This is a genomic window from Agromyces sp. ISL-38, assembly GCF_018613935.1.
Lineage (GTDB): Bacteria > Actinomycetota > Actinomycetes > Actinomycetales > Microbacteriaceae > Agromyces.
The window spans coordinates 1-17,591 of the sequence record NZ_JAGGPF010000018.1; the positions used below are offsets into that span (position 1 = coordinate 1).

A 17,591-nucleotide genomic window follows, 5' to 3' on the forward strand; every position below is an offset into this window, starting at 1 on the left:
GGCTGCTCCGGTCGCGCCAGCCCAGGAGCCCGTCGCACCGGCGCCTGCTGCTCCGGCTGCACCTGCCCAGGAGCCGGCCGCGCCGGCGCCCGCAGCTCCGGCGGCCGAGTTCGCGGCACCCGCGGCACCGGCACCTGCCGCGCAGCCCGCTGCACCGGCGGCACCGCCCGCCCCTCAGCCCGTGGCTCCCGCTGCACCTCAGGCCCCTGCTGCAGCTGCACCGCAGCCGACGGCGACGGGATCGCACGCCGGCACCGCGGGCTATGTCACGCCCATCGTTCGCAAGCTGGCGAACGAGCAAGGCGTTGACCTCGCGAGCGTCACCGGCACGGGAGTCGGCGGTCGCATCCGCAAGCAAGACGTGATCTCAGCACAGACCGCTCCGGCGGCCGCTGCTGCGCCGGAGCGTCCGGCGCTCGAGACGTCGCCGCTGCGTGGAACCACCGTGCCGATGACGCGCCTGCGCAAGGTCGTCGCCGAGCGCGCCGTGGTCTCGATGCAGTCCACCGCGCAGCTCACGTCGGTCGTCGAAGTCGACGTCACCCGTGTTGCGCGCTTGCGCGACAAGGTGAAGGGCCGCTTCCAGGAGGCGACCGGCAACAAGCTCTCCTTCCTGCCGTTCTTCGCGCTTGCCGCCGCCGAGGCACTCCGTGCCTACCCGATCATCAACTCCACCGTCGACGGCGACACGATCGTCTACCCGGCGCAGGAGAACATGAGCATCGCAGTCGACACCGAGCGCGGGCTGCTCACCCCCGTCATCCGTGACGCGGGCGAGCAGAACATCGCCGGACTCGCGGCGCAGATCGCAGATCTGGCCGAGCGCACCCGCAACAACCAGCTGAAGCCCGATGAGCTCTCGGGCGGCACGTTCACGCTGACGAACACCGGCTCGCGCGGTGCGTTGTTCGACACGCCGGTCGTGTTCCTGCCCCAGTCGGCGATTCTCGGCACGGGCATCGTCGTCAAGCGCCCGGTGATCATCAGCGAAGACGGGTCCGACGCGATCGCCGTGCGATCGATGGTCTACCTGGCCCTTTCGTACGACCACCGCATCATCGACGGCGCCGACGCAGCCCGCTTCCTCTCGGCGGTCAAGGCTCGCCTCGAGGAAGGCGCGTTCGAGGCCGATCTCGGCATCTAGTCGAAGATCTCACGCAAGCGCCAACCGGCCTCGCTCCTCATCACGAGGATCGAGGCCGGTTCGCGTTCGGCGCTCGTGAAGGGAACGGAGACGAGCACGGCGGATCCCATCTCGGCGGTCAGCGTGATGCGGTCGAGGTCGTAATCGACAGACGGAGCACCGTTTCCTTCTCGGGCTGCGGCCAGTGCCGCCCGATCGTTCGACTCGATGGCAGATCCGGACTGGACGACCTCGTCGAGGCACGAGAGGTCGAGTGTTGCGAAGCAGCTCGAACGCAGTTCGAGCAGCTCGGCGGTCGCCGCGATCACGTCGTCAGCGAGCACCGCAGAGTCCTCCGGCGGAGCACTCGGCGTGGCGGTCGCGGGACGCGGCACCTCGGTCGAGGAGACCCCGGCACCCCCAGCGGCGGGCGGGTTCGACTCGGTGGGCGGAGCATCGGGAGTCGGATCGGCTGACCGTGCACCGTCGGCCGTCGCCGGGGGCACGAGGGTGAGCATCAGCACGAGCGCGCCGGCGCTCATCAAGCTCCCGAAGACCAGCGTTCGCTGCCGCCCGGCGAGCAGCCGACGAAGTCGGGAGAGCATCGACGCGGCGCGGTCGACGTCGGCTGCCTGTGCGAGCTGGGGCGCCGTCAGCTCGGGGAGCTGTGCGAGCGAGAACAGCGTACGCAGGCCTCCGCTCCCTCGGCGTCGGGGCATCACGGCCTCCTCAGTCGCCTGCGCCGGCTCTTCGGGCGCTGGGGCCAGTGGCGTGCCGATTCTCGCCGGAAGGCCGACCGGTCTCGGCCTGGTGGCAACGCCTGAGATGGGCTCGGGCGATGCCACCCCGAAGAGGACGCGTTCGAGCTCGGGCTCGCACGTCAGGAACGGTCGCGCGTCGAGCCGTCCGCGGAGGAGGTCGACCGCCGCGGAGAGCGCGCCAGAGGGCCGGGTGCCGGCAGCGACATCCTCGACGAGCTCTGCGAGGGCCACGTGCCCTGCTCGCAGGAGGGCAGTGCGCTCTGCGGCCCCGCCGTGACCTGGAAGCCGCTCGAGCGCACCCAGTCCGACGAGCCGCGGCCGGCCCGCGTCGTCGATGAGCACGTCGCTCGCCGACAGCCGCGTGTGCACGAACCCGCCGCGTGCGAGTTCCGCGACCGCGACGACGATCGGCGCGAGGACGGTGACCGCCTCACCCGGCGAGAGGCTGCGGTCGGTGAGGATGCGGGCGAGGCTGGTGCCCGGCATCCGCTCGACCGCCAGGCAACAGCGACCGTCGTCGAGCGTTGCGACATCGTAGAGGGCGGGGAGCGCACCAGACGCGTCGGCCGACATCGCCTCGACCTCGACGGCGATCGCCGTACTCGACGCGTGCGCCGGGTACACGCGGATCGCAATGAGGGCAGCGGGTTCGCCCGGGGCCGGTTCATCGGAGCGATCGGCCGTCGCGAGATACACGTCGGCTCGCTCGCCGGACGCGATGCGCCTGATGAGCCGGTACCCGGCGAGCCTGCCGTCGACCGGCGGACTCGGCGCGACGGCGGCCGGGGTGTCGACAGCAGAACGGCGGGCGGCACGACGACTCATACGCCGATCCTGGCCCGAACCCCGCGGTCGGCCCTGCGACGGCAGGCTCCCCGACATGAACACGACCGGGTGCCCGTTGTCGAGGACGAGTCGCCCTAGACTGGTCGGCATGCTCGACTTCGTCGTCGCGGGGCTAAGCGCCAACTCCGTGCCGTACATCGAGGGTCTCGACCTTCAGCGCGCCGTCCATCGCGCGGTCGTCAGGGGCGAACGCCCCGACACCGTCATCCTCCTGGAGCACCCCTCCGTCTACACCGCCGGCAAACGCACGGCGCCCGAAGAGCGACCTGCTGACGGAACGCCCGTCATCGACGTCGATCGCGGCGGCAAGATCACCTGGCACGGTCCGGGTCAGCTCGTGGGCTACCCGATCCTTCGACTCGAAGAGCCGATCGACGTCGTCGGCTACGTGCGGCGCCTCGAGGGGCTCCTCATCGACGTGCTGGCAGGTCTCGGCGTCGACGGCCGTCGCGTCGACGGCCGTTCGGGCGTCTGGGTCGGTCCGACTGGCTTCGAGAACAAGATCGCGGCCATCGGCATCCGCGTGGCCGACGGGGTGACGATGCACGGGTTCGCCCTGAACTGCAGCAACTCCTTGGAGCCATACGAGCGGATCGTGGCGTGCGGCATCCGAGACGCCGGTGTCACGACGATCACTCGCGAACTCGGTCGCACGGTCGATCCCGAACACCTCGTCGCGCCGATCACCGAGCGATTCCTCGCCGAGGCGGCGGTCACCGCGTGAGCGCCGCACCCGATGGGCGCCGGATGCTGCGCCTCGAAGTCCGCAACGCCGAGACCCCGATCGAGCGCAAGCCCGAGTGGATCAAGACGCGCGCGAAGATGGGGCCCGAATATCGCGCGCTGCAGTCGCTCGTGAAGAGCGAGGACCTCCACACCGTCTGCCAGGAGGCCGGCTGCCCCAACATCTACGAATGCTGGGAGGACCGCGAGGCGACCTTCCTCATCGGCGGCTCGCAATGCACGAGGCGCTGCGACTTCTGCCAGATCGACACGGGAAAGCCGGCCGATTACGACGTCGACGAGCCGCGACGGGTGGCGGAGTCGGTCGAACGGATGCAGCTGCGCTACGCGACGGTCACCGGTGTCGCTCGTGACGACCTTCCCGACGAGGGCGCATGGCTGTACGCCGAGACCATCCGGCAGATCCATGCCCGCACCGTGGGCACCGGCGTGGAGATCCTGGTGCCCGATTTCTCCGGCAACCCCGATCACCTCGGCGAGGTGTTCTCGGCGCGCCCCGAGGTGTTCGCCCACAACGTCGAGACGGTGCCCCGGATCTTCAAGCGCATCCGGCCGGCGTTCCGGTACGAGAGGTCGCTCGACGTGATCACGCAGGGTCGCGACGCGGGCCTCATCACGAAGTCGAACCTGATCCTCGGCATGGGCGAGGAGCGCGAGGAGGTGTCCCAGGCGCTGCGTGACCTCCACGACGCGGGCACCGACATCATCACCGTGACCCAGTACCTGCGGCCGAGCCCGCGGCACCTCCCGGTCGCGCGGTGGGTGCGGCCCGAGGAGTTCGTCGAGATCAAGGAGGAGGCCGAGGAGATCGGATTCCTCGGGGTGCTCGCCGGACCGCTCGTGCGATCGTCGTACCGTGCGGGCCGGCTCTGGGCGCAGTCGATGCGCGCGAAGGGGCGACCGCTTCCGGAGTCGCTCTCGCATCTCGCAGACACGTCGCTCGGGTTCGCCCAGGCGGTCGGCTGAGGCATCCGGATTCCGTCTCCGCCCGTCGAGAACACGGTCGGAGGCGGGCCGGCTCGCCGGTATCCTTGACACCATGGCACGCACCAAGGACAAGCCGTCCGCTCCCAAGGAGCCCGGCCGCATGAAGCAGATGTGGCAGGTCTTCCAGATGACCCGCCGCTACGACCCGACTGCGCAGTGGCTCATGCTCCTGGCCTTCCTCGCGCCCGTGCTCGCCGGCATCGCCGTCGCGCTCTGGCTCGGCGAGGGCAACGGGTTCACGATCGCCCTCTGGATCGTCGCGGGCGTTCTCGCCGGCCTGCTCATCGCGCTCGTCATCCTCGGCCGCAGGGCCGAGCGGGCGGCCTATTCGCAGATCGAGGGCCAACCCGGCGCGGTCGGTGCGGTCCTCCGCAGCGGACTCCGCGGCGGCTGGATCGGCAACGAGATGCCGGTGGCCGTGAACGGCAAGACGCAAGACGCGGTCTACCGCGCGGTCGGCCGTGGCGGCGTGGCGCTCATCAGCGAGGGCCCGGTCTCGCGCACGAAGCGCATGCTCGACGACGAGCAGCGCAAGGTCTCGCGCATCCTGCCGAACGTGCCGATCACGCTCATCTCGGTCGGCCACGACGAGGGAACGGTCGAGTTGTACCGCCTTCCGGCGACCCTGCGCAAGACCAAGCGCACGCTCACGAAGCCCGAGGTGCTCGCCGTCTCGAACCGCCTGAACTCCCTGCAGAGCTCGCTTCCGATCCCCAAGGGCATCGACCCGATGAAGGCACGCCCCCAGCGCGGCAAGGCGCGCTGACCCGAGCGTTCGAAGCGGCATCCGTCGATCGGCGGATGCCGCATTCGTGTCTCAGGCGCGGACGATCACGGTGCCGGCGATCTTGTCGTGGAAGCCGCGCTGGTCGGAGTCCCACACGAGTGCGGGCACCACGAAGACGAGGAGCGCGGTGCGCACGACCGGGCGCCACACGCCGATCCAGCCGCCGGCGAGCGGCACGATCCGCAGGCCCACGGCCCGATGCCCGATGCTGCCGCCGAGGGTCGGGATGAAGAGCACCTGGAGCACTGCGAACACGACCGGAGTGACCCAGGTGTACGCCACGGACTCGTAGGGCGTGAACAGCAGCGCGAGGAGCATGGCGCTCGCCCAGTCGATGAGCAGCCCGCCGACGCGGCGGCCGACGCGACCCACGGACCCGGGACCGCTCTTGGGCAGCCCCAGCCGCTCCCCCGGCCAGCGGCTCGGCTCGAGATCTCCGAAGGTCTGCGGTTTCGCGTCTGGCACCAGTCGAGTCTACCGAGCGCGTGCGGCGTAACATGGCCGAAACATTCACGTCACGGTAGGGAAACGGCGGCTCGATAGCGTCGACTACCGACTGTGCAAGTCCGTTCGGTCCACCCGCGCCCCCTTGGAGTTTCGTCACATGTTCAGTGATTCATCTGAAGTGCTCAAGTTCATCAAAGACACGGATGTCAAGTTCCTCGACATCCGTTTCACCGACCTCCCGGGTGTGCAGCAGCACTTCAACATCCCGGCCTCGACCGTCGATGAGGACTTCTTCACTGTCGGCCAGCTCTTCGATGGCTCCTCGATCCGCGGATTCGCGAACATCCACGAGTCCGACATGCAGCTCATCCCCGACGTGTCGACGTCGTACATCGACCCGTTCCGCGCCGAGCGCACGCTGATCATGGTGTTCGACATCTACAACCCGCGCAACGGCGAGATCTACGCGAAAGACCCGCGCCAAGTCGCGAAGAAGGCCGAGAAGTACCTCGCGTCGACCGGCATCGCCGACACCGCCTACTTCGCGCCCGAGGCCGAGTTCTACATCTTCGACGACGTGCGCTATCACGTCGACCAGCACTCGAGCTTCTACTCGGTCGACTCGAGCGAGGGCGCCTGGAACTCGGGCCGCACTGAAGAGGGCGGCAACCTCGCCAACAAGACCCCGTACAAGGGCGGCTACTTCCCGGTCTCCCCCGTCGACCAGCACGCCGACCTCCGCGACGACATCTGCCTCAAGCTCATCGACGCCGGCCTCATCCTCGAGCGCAGCCACCACGAGGTGGGCACCGCCGGCCAGGGCGAGATCAACTACCGGTTCGACACGATGGTGCACGCGGCCGACGACATCCTGAAGTTCAAGTACATCGTCAAGAACACGGCGAATGAGTGGGGCAAGACCGCCACCTTCATGCCGAAGCCGCTCTTCGGCGACAACGGGTCGGGCATGCACACGCACCAGTCCCTGTGGAACGACGGCACGCCCCTGTTCTACGACGAGGCCGGCTACGGCGGGCTCAGCGACGTCGCGCGCTGGTACATCGGCGGCATCCTGAAGCACGCCCCTGCGGTGCTCGCCTTCACGAACCCGACGGTGAACTCCTACCACCGTCTCGTGCCCGGCTTCGAGGCGCCCGTCAACCTCGTGTACTCGGCGGGCAACCGTTCGGCGTCGATCCGCATCCCGATCACGGGCACCAACCCCAAGGCCAAGCGCATCGAGTTCCGCGCTCCCGATGCCTCGGGCAACCCGTACCTCGCGTTCGCCGCCCAGCTCATGGCCGGCCTCGACGGCATCAAGAACCGCATCGAGCCCCACGAGCCCGTCGACAAGGACCTCTACGAGCTTCCCCCCGAGGAAGCCAAGTCGATCCCGCAGGTGCCGGGCTCGCTCGGTGCAGCACTCGAGGCGCTCGAGGCCGACCACGACTTCCTCCTCGAGGGCGGCGTGTTCACCAAGGAGCTCATCGAGACCTGGATCGACTACAAGCGCGAGAAGGAACTGAAGCCGCTCGCTCAGCGTCCGCACCCGTTCGAGTACGAGCTGTACTACGGCGTCTGATCTCACCCGAACCCGGAAGGGCCCGTACCGCAGCAGCGGTGCGGGCCCTTCCGCATTGAACGGGCGACTCGGATTCCGGCGATCATCGCCAGTCCAGAGTCGAGCGCGCTCAGGAGGTGGTCGGCTCGCGGCGCGGTTCGATCCCATAGAAGCCGCGCTCGAACACCGCGCGTGCCCGGCGGGTGAGCTGCAGGTAGTCGTGCTCGAGCTGCGTCGCCGAGCCCGGCGGGTAGCCCATGATGCGCGCGACGCCCTCGAGCTGCGATCGTTCCACCGGCAGCACATCCGTGGTGCGGTCGAGCCACAGCGTGAGGGACGATCGGGCTCGCGAGGCGAACACCCAGGCGGCGCGCAGCGTCTCGGCATCGGATGCCGCGATGAGCCGGTGTTCGACCGCGCGCACGATCGCCTCGAGGGTCGACGTGGTGCGCAGTGCCGGCACCGCGGCTGCGTGCTGCAACTGCACGAGCTGCACGAACCACTCGACGTCGCTCAGCGAACCGCGGCCGAGCTTCAAGTGCCGGGTGGGGTCGGCCCCTTGCGGGAGCCGCTCGTTCTCGACCCGCGCCTTGATGCGCTTCACCTCGCGCACGTCTTGCTCTGAGATCCGGGCCGGGTAGCGCACCGAGTCGGCGAGTTCGGTGAAGTCGCGGATGAGGGCGGCGTCGCCGGCAACGCCCCGGGCGCGGAGCAGAGCCTGCGCCTCCCACGTGAGCGACCAGCGCCCGTAGTAGGCGCGGTATGCGTCGAGGGAGCGGGCGACGACGCCATTGCGGCCCTCGGGTCGCAGGTCGGCATCGAGATCGAACGGCAGGCGTGTGTCTTCACTGAGACGCACGAGCTCGGAGACGATGCGCAGGGCGCGCGCCTGCGCGACCTCGGGCGCGGCATCCGTCGCCCTGAACACGTAGATGACGTCGGCGTCGGAGCCGATGCCGAGCTCACGCCCGCCGAAGCGGCCCATGCCGATGACGGCGAACTCGAGGCCGTCGCCCTCGCTCCCGCGGATCGCGGAGACGAGCGCCGAGATATGGCTCTCGGTGACGTCGCTGAGCCCGCGGCCGAGCTCCTCGATCGTGCAGGTGCCGAGAATCGCCGAGAGGGCGAGGCGAAGCACCTCGCGGCGCCGGATGGCGCGCAGCACGTTCGCCACGGCGTCGCGGTCTTCGTGACGGGCCAGCACCGCGCGAGTCTGGTCTTCGAGGGCGGCGAGGGAACGAGGTCGCAGTTCGTCGACGTCTTCGAGCCACGCCACCGCCTCGGGAATGCGCTCGAGGAGCTCGCCGACGAATCGCGAGCCCGAGAGCACTCGAGTGAGACGGAGGGCCGCATCGGATGAGTCGCGGAGGAGCCTCAGATACCAGTGGGTCGTGCCGAGCGTGTCACTGAGTCGGCGGAACGACAGGAGCCCGTAGTCGGGATCGGCGCCATCGGCGAACCACGAGATGAGCACCGGCATGAGGTTGCGCTGGATCGCCGCCCGACGCGAGACGCCCGCCGTGAGCGCACCGATGTGTGCCAGCGCGCCGCGCGGGTCGAGGAAGCCGATCGCAGCAAGGCGGGCGGCCGCCTGCTCGCTCGTCAACTCGAGCCCCGACGCGGGCAGCGCTGCAACGGCCGACAGCAACGGCCGGTAGAAGAGTCGCTCGTGCAGGCCGCGCACCCGCTGCCTCGTCGACTGCCACACGCGGGTGAGCTCGGCGGCGTCTCGTGCGAGCCCCGAGGCCCGGGCGAGCACCCGGAGACTTCCCTCGTCTCGCGGCATGAGGTGCGTGCGCCGGAGCCGGTCGAGCTGGAGGCGATGCTCGAGCACGCGAAGGATGCGGTAGTCGCGGGCGAACTCCGCGGCCTCTTCGCGGCCGACGTACCCGCGCTGCGCGAGCGCCTCGAGCGCGAGCAGCGTGCCACCCTGCCGGATCTCGGTGTCGGTCGCCCCGTGCACGAGTTGCAGGAGCTGCACGGTGAACTCGATGTCACGCAGCCCGCCCGGGCCGAGTTTCACCTGGACCTCGACCTCATTCGGCGGGATGTGCTCGGTCACGCGTTCGCGCATGCGTTGCACCGACTCCACGAACCCCTCACGACTCGAGCTCGCCCACACCTTCGGCGTCACGCCGGCGGCGTACCGCTCGCCGAGCTCCTCGTCGCCCGCGAGCGGCCTGGCCTTCAGGAGCGCCTGGAACTCCCAGCTCTTGGCCCAGCGGTCGTAGTACTGCAGGTGCGAGTCGAGGGTGCGAACGAGCGCGCCGTTCTTGCCCTCGGGCCGCAGGTTCGGATCGACCTCCCACAGCGGAGGTTCGATGCCCGGTTCCCCAATGGCGCGCATCACGAGCATCGCGAGCCGCGTAGCGATCTCGATCGCACGAGGCGTGCTCACCACCGCTTCGTCTGCCGACTCGGCGACGAAGATCACGTCGACGTCGCTCACGTAGTTGAGCTCGCGAGCGCCGGCCTTGCCCATGCCGATGATCGCGAGTCGCGTCGCGTCGACCTCGGCGGCCGGGAACCGGGCCGGTGCCGCCGGTTCGCCGTCGAGGCGACCGACAGTGCGTCGAGCGATCGCGAGCGCGGCATCGAGCGTCGCACCACCGAGGTCCGCCAGACCGGCTGCGACCGTGTCGACGGCGTCGATCGCGTCGGCACGCGTCAGGTCGTAGATCGCGATCGACGCGAGCACGCGCCGGTAGCCGACCCTGAGGGCGTTCGCAATGGCTTCGGCCGGATCACCGGATGCCGCCGACGCCTCGATGGCCGTGAGGAGTTCCTCCCTGGCCTCCGCGACGCTCGGCGGGGGCGACGGCACCCTCCTGAACACGGCGAGCTCGGCCGGATGCCGCAGCAGGAAGTCCGCGAACCCCCGCGACGCGCCGAGCAGCCGCGCCATGCGCTCGGCCGACGTCGCGTCGCCGAGCACAGCAGTCACCTCGTCGGGTGCGCGGTCTCGCAACCGGCGCACCGCGCCGAGTGCCTCGTCGGGATTCCCCGCGTGCGAGAACGCCGAGAGCAACGACTCGCTGTCGGCTCCCGTCGTGGATGCGAGCTCGGCGAGGTCGGCCGCTGCTCGCTCGAGATCGTCGAACCCGGCTCGTGCGAGCCCTCCGAGAGTGGGAGCCTGGCGTGACATCCGCAAGTGGTCAGAGGATCTCGAGGTTGCGCTGCAGCTCGAACGGCGTGACCTGCGAGCGGTAGTCGCGCCACTCCGAGCGCTTGTTCGCGAGCACGAAGTTGAAGACCTGCTCGCCGAGCGTCTCGGCGACCAGCTCGGACTCCTCCATGTACTCGATCGCGTGATCGAGACTCGCGGGCAACGGGTTGTACCCGAGTGCGCGACGCTCACTGTCGGTGAGGGCCCACACGTCGTCTTCGGCCTCTGCCGGGAGCTCGTAGCCCTCTTCGATGCCCTTCATGCCCGCGGCGAGGAGCAGCGAGAAGGCGAGGTACGGGTTCGCGGCGGAGTCGATGGCGCGGTACTCGACCCGGGCGCTCTGCCCCTTGTTGGGCTTGTAGAGCGGCACGCGCACGAGCGCCGAGCGGTTGTTGTGGCCCCAGCAGACGAAGCTCGGCGCCTCGTCGCCGCCCCAGAGTCGCTTGTACGAGTTCACGAACTGGTTCGTGACCGCCGAGATCTCTGATGAGTGGCGAAGGAGGCCCGCGATGAACTGGCGACCGATCTTGGAGAGCTGGTACTGCGCGCCCGGCTCGTAGAACGCGTTCGCATCGCCCTCGAAGAGGGACAGGTGCGTGTGCATGCCCGAGCCCGGCTTGTCGGAGAAGGGCTTCGGCATGAACGTCGCGTAGACGCCCTGCTCGATCGCCACCTCCTTGATGACCGTGCGGAAGGTCATGATGTTGTCGGCGGTCGTGAGCGCGTCGGCGTACCGGAGGTCGATCTCGTTCTGGCCGGGACCCGCCTCATGGTGGCTGAACTCGACCGAGATGCCGAGGTCTTCCAGCATGCGCACCGAACGGCGGCGGAAGTCGTGCGCCGTGCCACCCGGGACGTTGTCGAAGTAGCCGGCGGAGTCGACCGGGATCGGCCCCTCCTCGCCGTACTTCGACGACTTCAGGAGGTAGAACTCGATCTCGGGATGCGTGTAGAACGTGAACCCGCGGTCGGCGGCGCGTGCGAGCGTGCGCTTCAGGACGTTGCGCGGATCAGCGACGGCGGGCTCGCCGTCGGGCGTCGTGATGTCGCAGAACATGCGCGCCGTCGGATCGATGTCGCCCCGCCACGGCAGCGTCTGGAATGTCGTGGGATCGGGGTAGGCGAGCAGATCGGACTCGAAGGAACGGCTGAGCCCCTCGATCGCCGACCCGTCGAACCCGATGCCCTCGGTGAAGGCACCCTCCACCTCGGCCGGCGCGATCGCCACCGATTTCAGAGTACCGACGACGTCGGTGAACCAGAGTCTGACGAACTTGACTCCTCGTTCCTCGATGGTCCGGAGAACGAAGTCGCGCTGCTTATCCATCCACACCCTCTCTCGCTCCTCTAGGGTACTGGCTCACGAACCCACGGCACGCCGCTCCCGCCTGTGGCGTGTGCGAGACTGGCGACATGTCCGACCAGCCCGCGAACACCGCAGCATCCGACACCTCGACGGGAGTCGAGCAGAACCCCTATGGCGGTGCCGCGGCTACCGGCGGACCGAAACGCGTACGCACGAGGCACTTCCAGAACGCGAAGCGCGACGGCATCAAGATCACGGGGCTCACGAGCTACGACCAGCTCACCGCGCGCATCTTCGACGAGGCCGGCATCGACTTCCTGCTCGTCGGCGACTCGGCGGGCAACAACGTGCTCGGCTACGAGACCACGCTCCCGGTCACGGTCGACGACCTGATCCCCCTCACGCGCGCGGTCGCGGGCGCCGTCAAGCGAGCCTTCGTCGTCGCCGACATGCCGTTCGGCTCCTATGAGAACGGGCCCGAGGACGCGCTCCACACCGCGGTGCGGTTCATGAAGGAGACCGGCGCGCACGCCGTGAAGCTCGAGGGCGGCGAACGCAGCCAGAAGCAGATCCGCCGCATCGTGCAGGCGGGAATTCCCGTGATGGCCCACATCGGCTACACCCCGCAGAGCGAACACGGACTCGGCGGGCACGTCATCCAGGGCCGCGGCGAGGGCGTCAAGCAGCTGCTCGCCGATGCGAAGGCCGTGCAGGACGCCGGAGCGTTCGCGGTCGTGCTCGAGATGGTGCCGGCTGACGTGGCCCGGCAGGTCACCGAGCTGGTGAAGATCCCCACGATCAGTGTCGGGGCGGGCCCCCACACCGACGGGCAGCTGCTCGTCTGGACCGACTGGGCCGGCCTCACGATCGGACGCGTGCCGAAGTTCGTGAAGCAGTACGCGAACCTCTCGGGCATCCTCAGCTCCGCGGCGAAGGAGTGGCGTGAGGATGTCGAGTCGGGCAGCTACCCGAACAGCGAGCACAGCTACGAATAGCCCGAGCTACTCCTCGGCTGCCTCTTCCTCGGCCCACTTGGCGCTGTTCGCTCGCAGGATCTCGAGCGCATGCTCGGCCTCGGCTCGCGTCTCGAACGGGCCGACGCGATCGACGGAGGGCGACTCGAAGCCGTGCTCCACCTCGCCGGTTCGCAGGTTGTACCAGAACATGTGCTCGGCGTGCTCGGCCATAGGCTGATCCTATGCCCAAGAACACCACCGGCACCCTGATCCCGGGCCGTCTGTCGCCGACTCGGGCCGTGCCCGCAGCGATCCGGCGCCCCGAGTACGTCGGCAAGCGAGCGCCCTCGCCGTACACCGGCGGCGACCTGTACTCCCCCGCGGAGGTCGAGGGAGTCCGCGCCGCAGGGCGCGTCGCGGCACAGGCGATCGAAGCTGCGGCAGCCGCCATCCGGCCGGGCGTCACGACCGAGGAACTCGACGGCATCGTGCACGAGTACGTGATCGCGCACGGCGCGTACCCGTCGACGCTCGGCTACCGCGGCTTCCCCAAGTCGTCGTGCACGTCGGTGAACGAGGTCATCTGCCACGGCATCCCCGACGACACGGTGCTCGGCAACGGCGACCTCGTGAACATCGACGTCACCGCCTACCTCGACGGGTTCCACGGCGACCTGAACCACACCTTCCTCGTCGGCGAGGCGAGCGAGGAGGCCACGCTCCTCGTCGAGCGGACTCGCGAGGCGCTCGCACGCGGCATCCGCGCCGTGGCGCCCGGCCGACAGGTCAATGTCATCGGTCGCGCGATCGAGGCCTACGCCCGGCGGTTCGGCTATGGCGTGGTCCGCGACTACACCGGGCACGGCGTGGGACGCGCCTTCCACTCCGGCCTCATCATCCCCCACTACGACGCGCCCGAGTTCGACACCGTGATGGAGCCGGGCATGGTGTTCACGATCGAGCCGATGCTCACCATGGGCGGCATCGAGTGGGACCTGTGGCCCGACGAGTGGACCGTCGTCACGCGCGACGGATCGCTCACCGCGCAGTTCGAGCACACCCTCGTCGTCACCGAACGCGGGGCCGACATCCTGACCCTGCCGTGAGCGAATCCGGCGACGCGATAGTGTGGCGCCATGGCGAGTGAGCACGCGATCGGCATCGACATCGGCGGAACGGGAATCAAGGGGGCGGTCGTCGATCTCGGCACCGGGGAGCTCCTCTCGGAACGCCGGAAGGTCGCGACTCCCGAAGGCGGTCGGCCCGCCGACATCCTCGAGGCCACCGACGAACTCCTCGCCGTGATCGCCTCTGATGCGGGGCCGGCGCTGCCGCTCGGAGTGTGCTTCCCGTCGGTCGTGAAGCACGGGTACACGCTCTCGGCGGCGAACATCTCCGACGAATGGATCGGCCTCCCGGCCGAGGAGCTGTTCGAGCGGGAGCTCGGTCGCGAGATCCACTTCATCAACGACGCGGATGCCGCGGGCTACGCCGAGTCGCGCTACGGCGCCGCGGTCGGCGCCGACGGTCTCGTCATCCTCGCGACGCTCGGCACCGGCATCGGCACGGCGTTCATCTACGACGGCGTGCTCGTGCCGAACACCGAGCTCGGCCACATGGAGATCGACGGGGCGCACGCCGAGAAGCGCGCCGCGTACTCGGCGATGGAGCGCGAGTCCCTCAGCTGGGAGGAATGGGCGGCACGGCTGCAGCGGTTCTTCGAGACGGTCGAGTTCCTCTTCTCCCCCGACCTCCTCGTGGTCGGCGGCGGCGTCTCGAAGCACCACGAGCAGTTCCTGCCGCTGCTGAAGCTCACGACGCCCATCGTGCCGGCGGTGCACCGCAACAACGCGGGAATCCTCGGCGCGGCGGCGCTCGCGGCGCGTTAGGGGCGAATGGGCCGGCTGATACGCCGGGTTCTGTTCACGCCGCATCCGAAGATGCGGCGCTGGACGGCCATCTCTCTCGGGACTACGTTGCCGCAGCCCTCCAGCGGTCTACCCGGGAACGGGGCGGGCAGCCCCATGGTTCCCTGTCTGACCTTGCTCCGGACGAGGTTTACCGAGCCGGCCACGTCACCGCGGCCGCTGGTGGGCTCTTACCCCACCGTTTCACCCTTACCGCAGGCGAGCCTGCGGCGGTCTGCTTTCTGTGGCACTGTCTCGCGGGTTGCCCCGGGTGGGTGTTACCCACCGTCCTGCCCTGTGGAGCCCGGACGTTCCTCGGCATCCGCCGGTGCTTCCGAAGAAGCAGCCACCGGATGACGCGACCGTCTTGCCGACCCATTCGCCAGTCAAGTCTACAGCTCGAAGCCGGACCGCAGATCCGTCGACCGCGATCGGCAGTCGGCCTCCACGACGAGGGCTCGCGGCGTCAGCGTCCGGATTCGTCGGTCCGCACGAGGATGCGGTCGCACTCGGGACAGAACAACACGTCGTCGGATGCAGCACGCCGCACGCTCTCGAGATCGGAACCCGTGAACGTGATCGTGCACCCGCCGCACGTGCGCTGCCGCAGGAGCGCCGCGCCGACGCCACCGCCGCGCACACGCCGCTGCTCGTAGAGGGCGACGAGATCCTGCGGCAACGTGGTCGCGACGACCCCGCGGTCGCGCTCGGCGTGGTCGCGCTCCGTGTTGAACTCGGCCGCGGCCGCATCGCGCTCCGCCTCGAGGGTCGTCACCTCGGCCGCGATCGAGGCACGCTGCTCATCGATTCCGGCGACGACGCCCTCTGCCGCCTCGACGCGCTCCATGACCGCGAGCTCGATGTCCTCGAGATCGGAGAGACGCTTCCGCAGCGAGGACAGCTCGGACTCGAGACCCGCGACATCCTTCACCGACGACGTCTGCTGGAGGCGGTCTCCATCCCGCTTGATGCGCGCCTCGACGACCGCGACGTCGGACTCGAGTCGCTTGAGCTCGGTGCGGGCGTCTTCGAGGCCGCCGACCGCCTCGGCGCGCGAGCGGCGCACGGCCTCATCGCGGGTGGCGAGCTCGGCGAGGGCTGCCGACTGCGGCAGGGAACCGAGGCGGTGCGCGATCTGCTGCAGGCGGGTGTCGAGGGACTGCAGTCGCAGCAGTTCCTGCTGTTCGGCTGGGGTGGCCTTCACGTGGTGCTCCTCGTGGGGGTCGGTGTGGAGGTCGATGTGGAGGTCGATGTGGAGGGAGTCATCATTGCACGACCTGGAAGTCCCAGGGATCGGTGCGGAGGTCGCTCACGAGCACCTCGAGGTCGGGATGGGCGCTCCGCAGCTGCGCTGCCGCGGCATCGAGCCAGAGCCACTCGCTCGCCCAGTGCGACACGTCGATGAGCGCCGGCCCGCCCGAGAGCAGCGCCTGCTCGCGGGCCTCCGACGCGGGATGGTGACGGAGGTCGGCGGTGATGTAGACATCGGCGCCGAGCACCGCCGGGTCGCCGAGCAGGGAGTCGCCTGCTCCCCCGCACACCGCGATGGTCTGCACTTCGTCGTCGAACCCACCCGACACCCGCACCCCGGTCGCGGTCGCGGGGAGGAGCTCGGCGAGCGTGCGTGCCAGGCGGCCGAGCGTCGTGGGCCGCGCCAGCCGGCCCACGCGACCGAGCCCGAGGGAAGGATCGATGCCGGGCACGATCGGCCGCGAGTCGAGGAGCTCGAGTCGCGCGGCGAGCACGGCCGAGGTGCCCTCCTCGACGACGTCGGCGTTGGTATGAGCCGCGACGAGCGCACAACCGGCCCTGATGAGCCGCGCGAGGAGAGCGCCCTTGTAGCGGTCCTCGGCGATGCTCGTCACGCCGCGCAGCAACAACGGGTGGTGGGCGATCAGGAGGTCGACGTCGCGATCGACGGCCTCGTCGACGGTGGCACCGACGGTGTCGACGGCCAGCAGGACGCGGCGCACCGAGGCATCCGGATCACCGCTCACGAGGCCGGGGGCGTCCCACGCTTCGGCGCCCGAGAGCGGCCAGAGTCGATCGACCGTCGTCAGGACTTCGGCGAGGACTGCAGGCACCCGCCCAGCCTAGCGCCGCGATTCTCGGAGGGCGGCGACGCGCGAACCGTGAAGTGGGCCCTGCCGGGCTCGAACCGACGACATCCACGGTGTAAACGTGGCGCTCTACCAACTGAGCTAAAGGCCCACGCCGCGCGGCGCACCCCCATATTATCCGAGCCTCCTTAGACTCGCGCCCATGGAGCCCGTCCCGAAGCATCCGAGCCGGAGCACGCCGCCGGAGCATCGGTGGCCTGCCGTCGTCGGCCTGCTCAGCGCCCTCGCGCTCTATGCGTTCCTGCCGAACGGGCTGCTCGGCTTCCAGCGATTCGTGGTCGTCGGCATCGGGCTCGTGCTCCTGATCCCGCTCATCGTCGCCAACCCTCAACGGATGACGCGACAGGCGCCGTGGACGCGCCGGCTCTCGGTGGCGCTCGCGCTCGTACTCGTCACCGCGAACCAGCTTGCGCTCGTGCTGCTCGTGATCGAGCTCGTCGGTGGGCGCCAGGACGCGCCGAGCCTCCTCCAGGCCGCACTGCAGGTCTGGGTCGCCAACGTCATCGGCTTCACGACGCTGTACTGGGAGCTCGACCGCGGCGGGCCGGTGCTCCGCACGGCATTGGCGCGCGATGCGCTCCCGCCTGCCGACCTGCGATTCCCGCAGGACGAAGACGACGATGCGGTCGCGGAGGTCGCGGCGAGGTCGTCTGCGGTGCAGGACTGGACCCCGCGGTTCATCGACTACTTCTACTCGTCGCTGTCCAACTCGATGGCCTTCAGTGCGACCGACGCGATGCCACTCTCCCCGCGTTTCAAACTGCTCATGGGCCTGCAGGCGTTCGGCGGATTCGTCATCCTCGCGCTCGTGATCGCGCGGTCGGTGAACATCCTCGCCTGAACGCCGGCACGGCCGTGGTCGCTCATCGAGTGTGGCGAT

The 17,591-nt window shown here is 69.3% G+C and carries 16 protein-coding genes, 1 tRNA gene and 1 other RNA gene; 9 read left to right on the top strand and 9 right to left on the bottom strand.

Annotated features, from left to right (window positions below; genetic code table 11):
- Positions 1-1,144, top strand: a 1,144-nt coding sequence (locus J7E25_RS17235; RefSeq protein ID WP_214871406.1) for a 2-oxo acid dehydrogenase subunit E2, incomplete at its 5' end; no start/stop codon positions are given.
- On the opposite strand, the gene J7E25_RS17240 is transcribed toward J7E25_RS17235, so the two are convergent.
- Positions 1,141-2,709 (bottom strand): protein kinase, encoded by a 1,569-nt coding sequence (locus J7E25_RS17240; protein WP_214871407.1) that lies wholly within the window; start codon positions 2,707-2,709, stop codon positions 1,141-1,143. The genes J7E25_RS17235 and J7E25_RS17240 overlap by 4 nt on opposite strands.
- 109 nt (positions 2,710-2,818) lie before the next feature.
- Here J7E25_RS17240 and lipB point away from each other — a divergent pair, with 109 nt between their 5' ends.
- The 3 genes from lipB to J7E25_RS17255 all read left to right on the top strand — a co-directional run bounded on the left by lipB (position 2,819) and on the right by J7E25_RS17255 (position 5,227).
- Positions 2,819-3,454: a lipoyl(octanoyl) transferase LipB gene (lipB, locus tag J7E25_RS17245; RefSeq protein WP_214871408.1), complete on the top strand. Its 636-nt coding sequence runs from the start codon at positions 2,819-2,821 to the stop codon at positions 3,452-3,454.
- The gene (gene lipA / locus J7E25_RS17250) at positions 3,451-4,440 is read left to right on the top strand and encodes a lipoyl synthase (protein WP_214871409.1); all 990 of its coding nucleotides are present in this window, start codon (positions 3,451-3,453) and stop codon (positions 4,438-4,440) included. The genes lipB and lipA overlap by 4 nt, the downstream gene beginning before the upstream one ends.
- Positions 4,441-4,513: 73 nt before the next feature.
- Positions 4,514-5,227, top strand: a complete 714-nt coding sequence (locus J7E25_RS17255) for a DUF4191 domain-containing protein (protein ID WP_214871410.1) — start codon at positions 4,514-4,516, stop codon at positions 5,225-5,227.
- 51 nt (positions 5,228-5,278) lie between these two features.
- On the opposite strand, the gene J7E25_RS17260 is transcribed toward J7E25_RS17255, so the two are convergent.
- Positions 5,279-5,713, bottom strand: coding sequence for an RDD family protein (locus J7E25_RS17260; RefSeq protein ID WP_215009410.1), 435 nt, complete (start codon positions 5,711-5,713; stop codon positions 5,279-5,281).
- Between the two features lie 139 nt (positions 5,714-5,852).
- On the opposite strand from J7E25_RS17260, the gene glnA reads away from it, so the two are divergent.
- Positions 5,853-7,277 carry a type I glutamate--ammonia ligase gene (gene glnA, locus J7E25_RS17265; RefSeq protein ID WP_214871411.1) on the top strand — a complete coding sequence of 475 codons (1,425 nt, stop codon included), beginning with the start codon at positions 5,853-5,855 and terminating at the stop codon, positions 7,275-7,277.
- A gap of 109 nt (positions 7,278-7,386) precedes the next feature.
- Here glnA and J7E25_RS17270 read toward each other — a convergent pair whose 3' ends face one another.
- A complete protein-coding gene (locus J7E25_RS17270; protein WP_214871412.1) occupies positions 7,387-10,401 on the bottom strand; it encodes a bifunctional [glutamine synthetase] adenylyltransferase/[glutamine synthetase]-adenylyl-L-tyrosine phosphorylase in 3,015 nt (1,004 codons plus the stop codon).
- A 10-nt stretch (positions 10,402-10,411) separates the two neighbouring features.
- On the bottom strand, positions 10,412-11,749 hold the full coding sequence (locus J7E25_RS17275; protein WP_214871413.1) for a glutamine synthetase family protein: 1,338 nt from the start codon (positions 11,747-11,749) through the stop codon (positions 10,412-10,414).
- Between the two features lie 86 nt (positions 11,750-11,835).
- Between J7E25_RS17275 and panB the strand changes: the two genes are divergently transcribed.
- On the top strand, positions 11,836-12,723 hold the full coding sequence (panB, locus tag J7E25_RS17280; protein ID WP_214871414.1) for a 3-methyl-2-oxobutanoate hydroxymethyltransferase: 888 nt from the start codon (positions 11,836-11,838) through the stop codon (positions 12,721-12,723).
- Between the two features lie 6 nt (positions 12,724-12,729).
- On the opposite strand, the gene J7E25_RS17285 is transcribed toward panB, so the two are convergent.
- Positions 12,730-12,915: an SPOR domain-containing protein gene (locus J7E25_RS17285; RefSeq protein ID WP_214871415.1), complete on the bottom strand. Its 186-nt coding sequence runs from the start codon at positions 12,913-12,915 to the stop codon at positions 12,730-12,732.
- 11 nt (positions 12,916-12,926) lie between these two features.
- On the opposite strand from J7E25_RS17285, the gene map reads away from it, so the two are divergent.
- Together map and ppgK are read left to right on the top strand one after the other, a co-directional pair.
- Positions 12,927-13,790 carry a type I methionyl aminopeptidase gene (map, locus tag J7E25_RS17290; RefSeq protein ID WP_214871416.1) on the top strand — a complete coding sequence of 288 codons (864 nt, stop codon included), beginning with the start codon at positions 12,927-12,929 and terminating at the stop codon, positions 13,788-13,790.
- Positions 13,791-13,820: 30 nt separating this feature from the next.
- Entirely contained in the window at positions 13,821-14,573 is a 753-nt protein-coding gene (ppgK, locus tag J7E25_RS17295) for a polyphosphate--glucose phosphotransferase (protein WP_214871417.1), read from the top strand.
- Between the two features lie 3 nt (positions 14,574-14,576).
- On the opposite strand, the gene rnpB is transcribed toward ppgK, so the two are convergent.
- From rnpB to J7E25_RS17315, 4 genes are all read right to left on the bottom strand, one after another.
- An RNA gene (gene rnpB / locus J7E25_RS17300) (RNase P RNA component class A) lies at positions 14,577-14,969 on the bottom strand.
- Positions 14,970-15,057: 88 nt separating this feature from the next.
- Positions 15,058-15,795, bottom strand: coding sequence for a zinc ribbon domain-containing protein (locus J7E25_RS17305; RefSeq protein WP_214871418.1), 738 nt, complete (start codon positions 15,793-15,795; stop codon positions 15,058-15,060).
- 61 nt (positions 15,796-15,856) lie between these two features.
- Positions 15,857-16,675 carry a Nif3-like dinuclear metal center hexameric protein gene (locus J7E25_RS17310; RefSeq protein ID WP_214871419.1) on the bottom strand — a complete coding sequence of 273 codons (819 nt, stop codon included), beginning with the start codon at positions 16,673-16,675 and terminating at the stop codon, positions 15,857-15,859.
- A 54-nt stretch (positions 16,676-16,729) separates the two neighbouring features.
- A tRNA-Val gene (locus J7E25_RS17315) sits at positions 16,730-16,802 on the bottom strand.
- Between the two features lie 51 nt (positions 16,803-16,853).
- Here J7E25_RS17315 and J7E25_RS17320 point away from each other — a divergent pair.
- Positions 16,854-17,552: a hypothetical protein gene (locus J7E25_RS17320; protein WP_214871420.1), complete on the top strand. Its 699-nt coding sequence runs from the start codon at positions 16,854-16,856 to the stop codon at positions 17,550-17,552.
- The last annotated feature ends 39 nt before the right edge of the window (positions 17,553-17,591 follow it).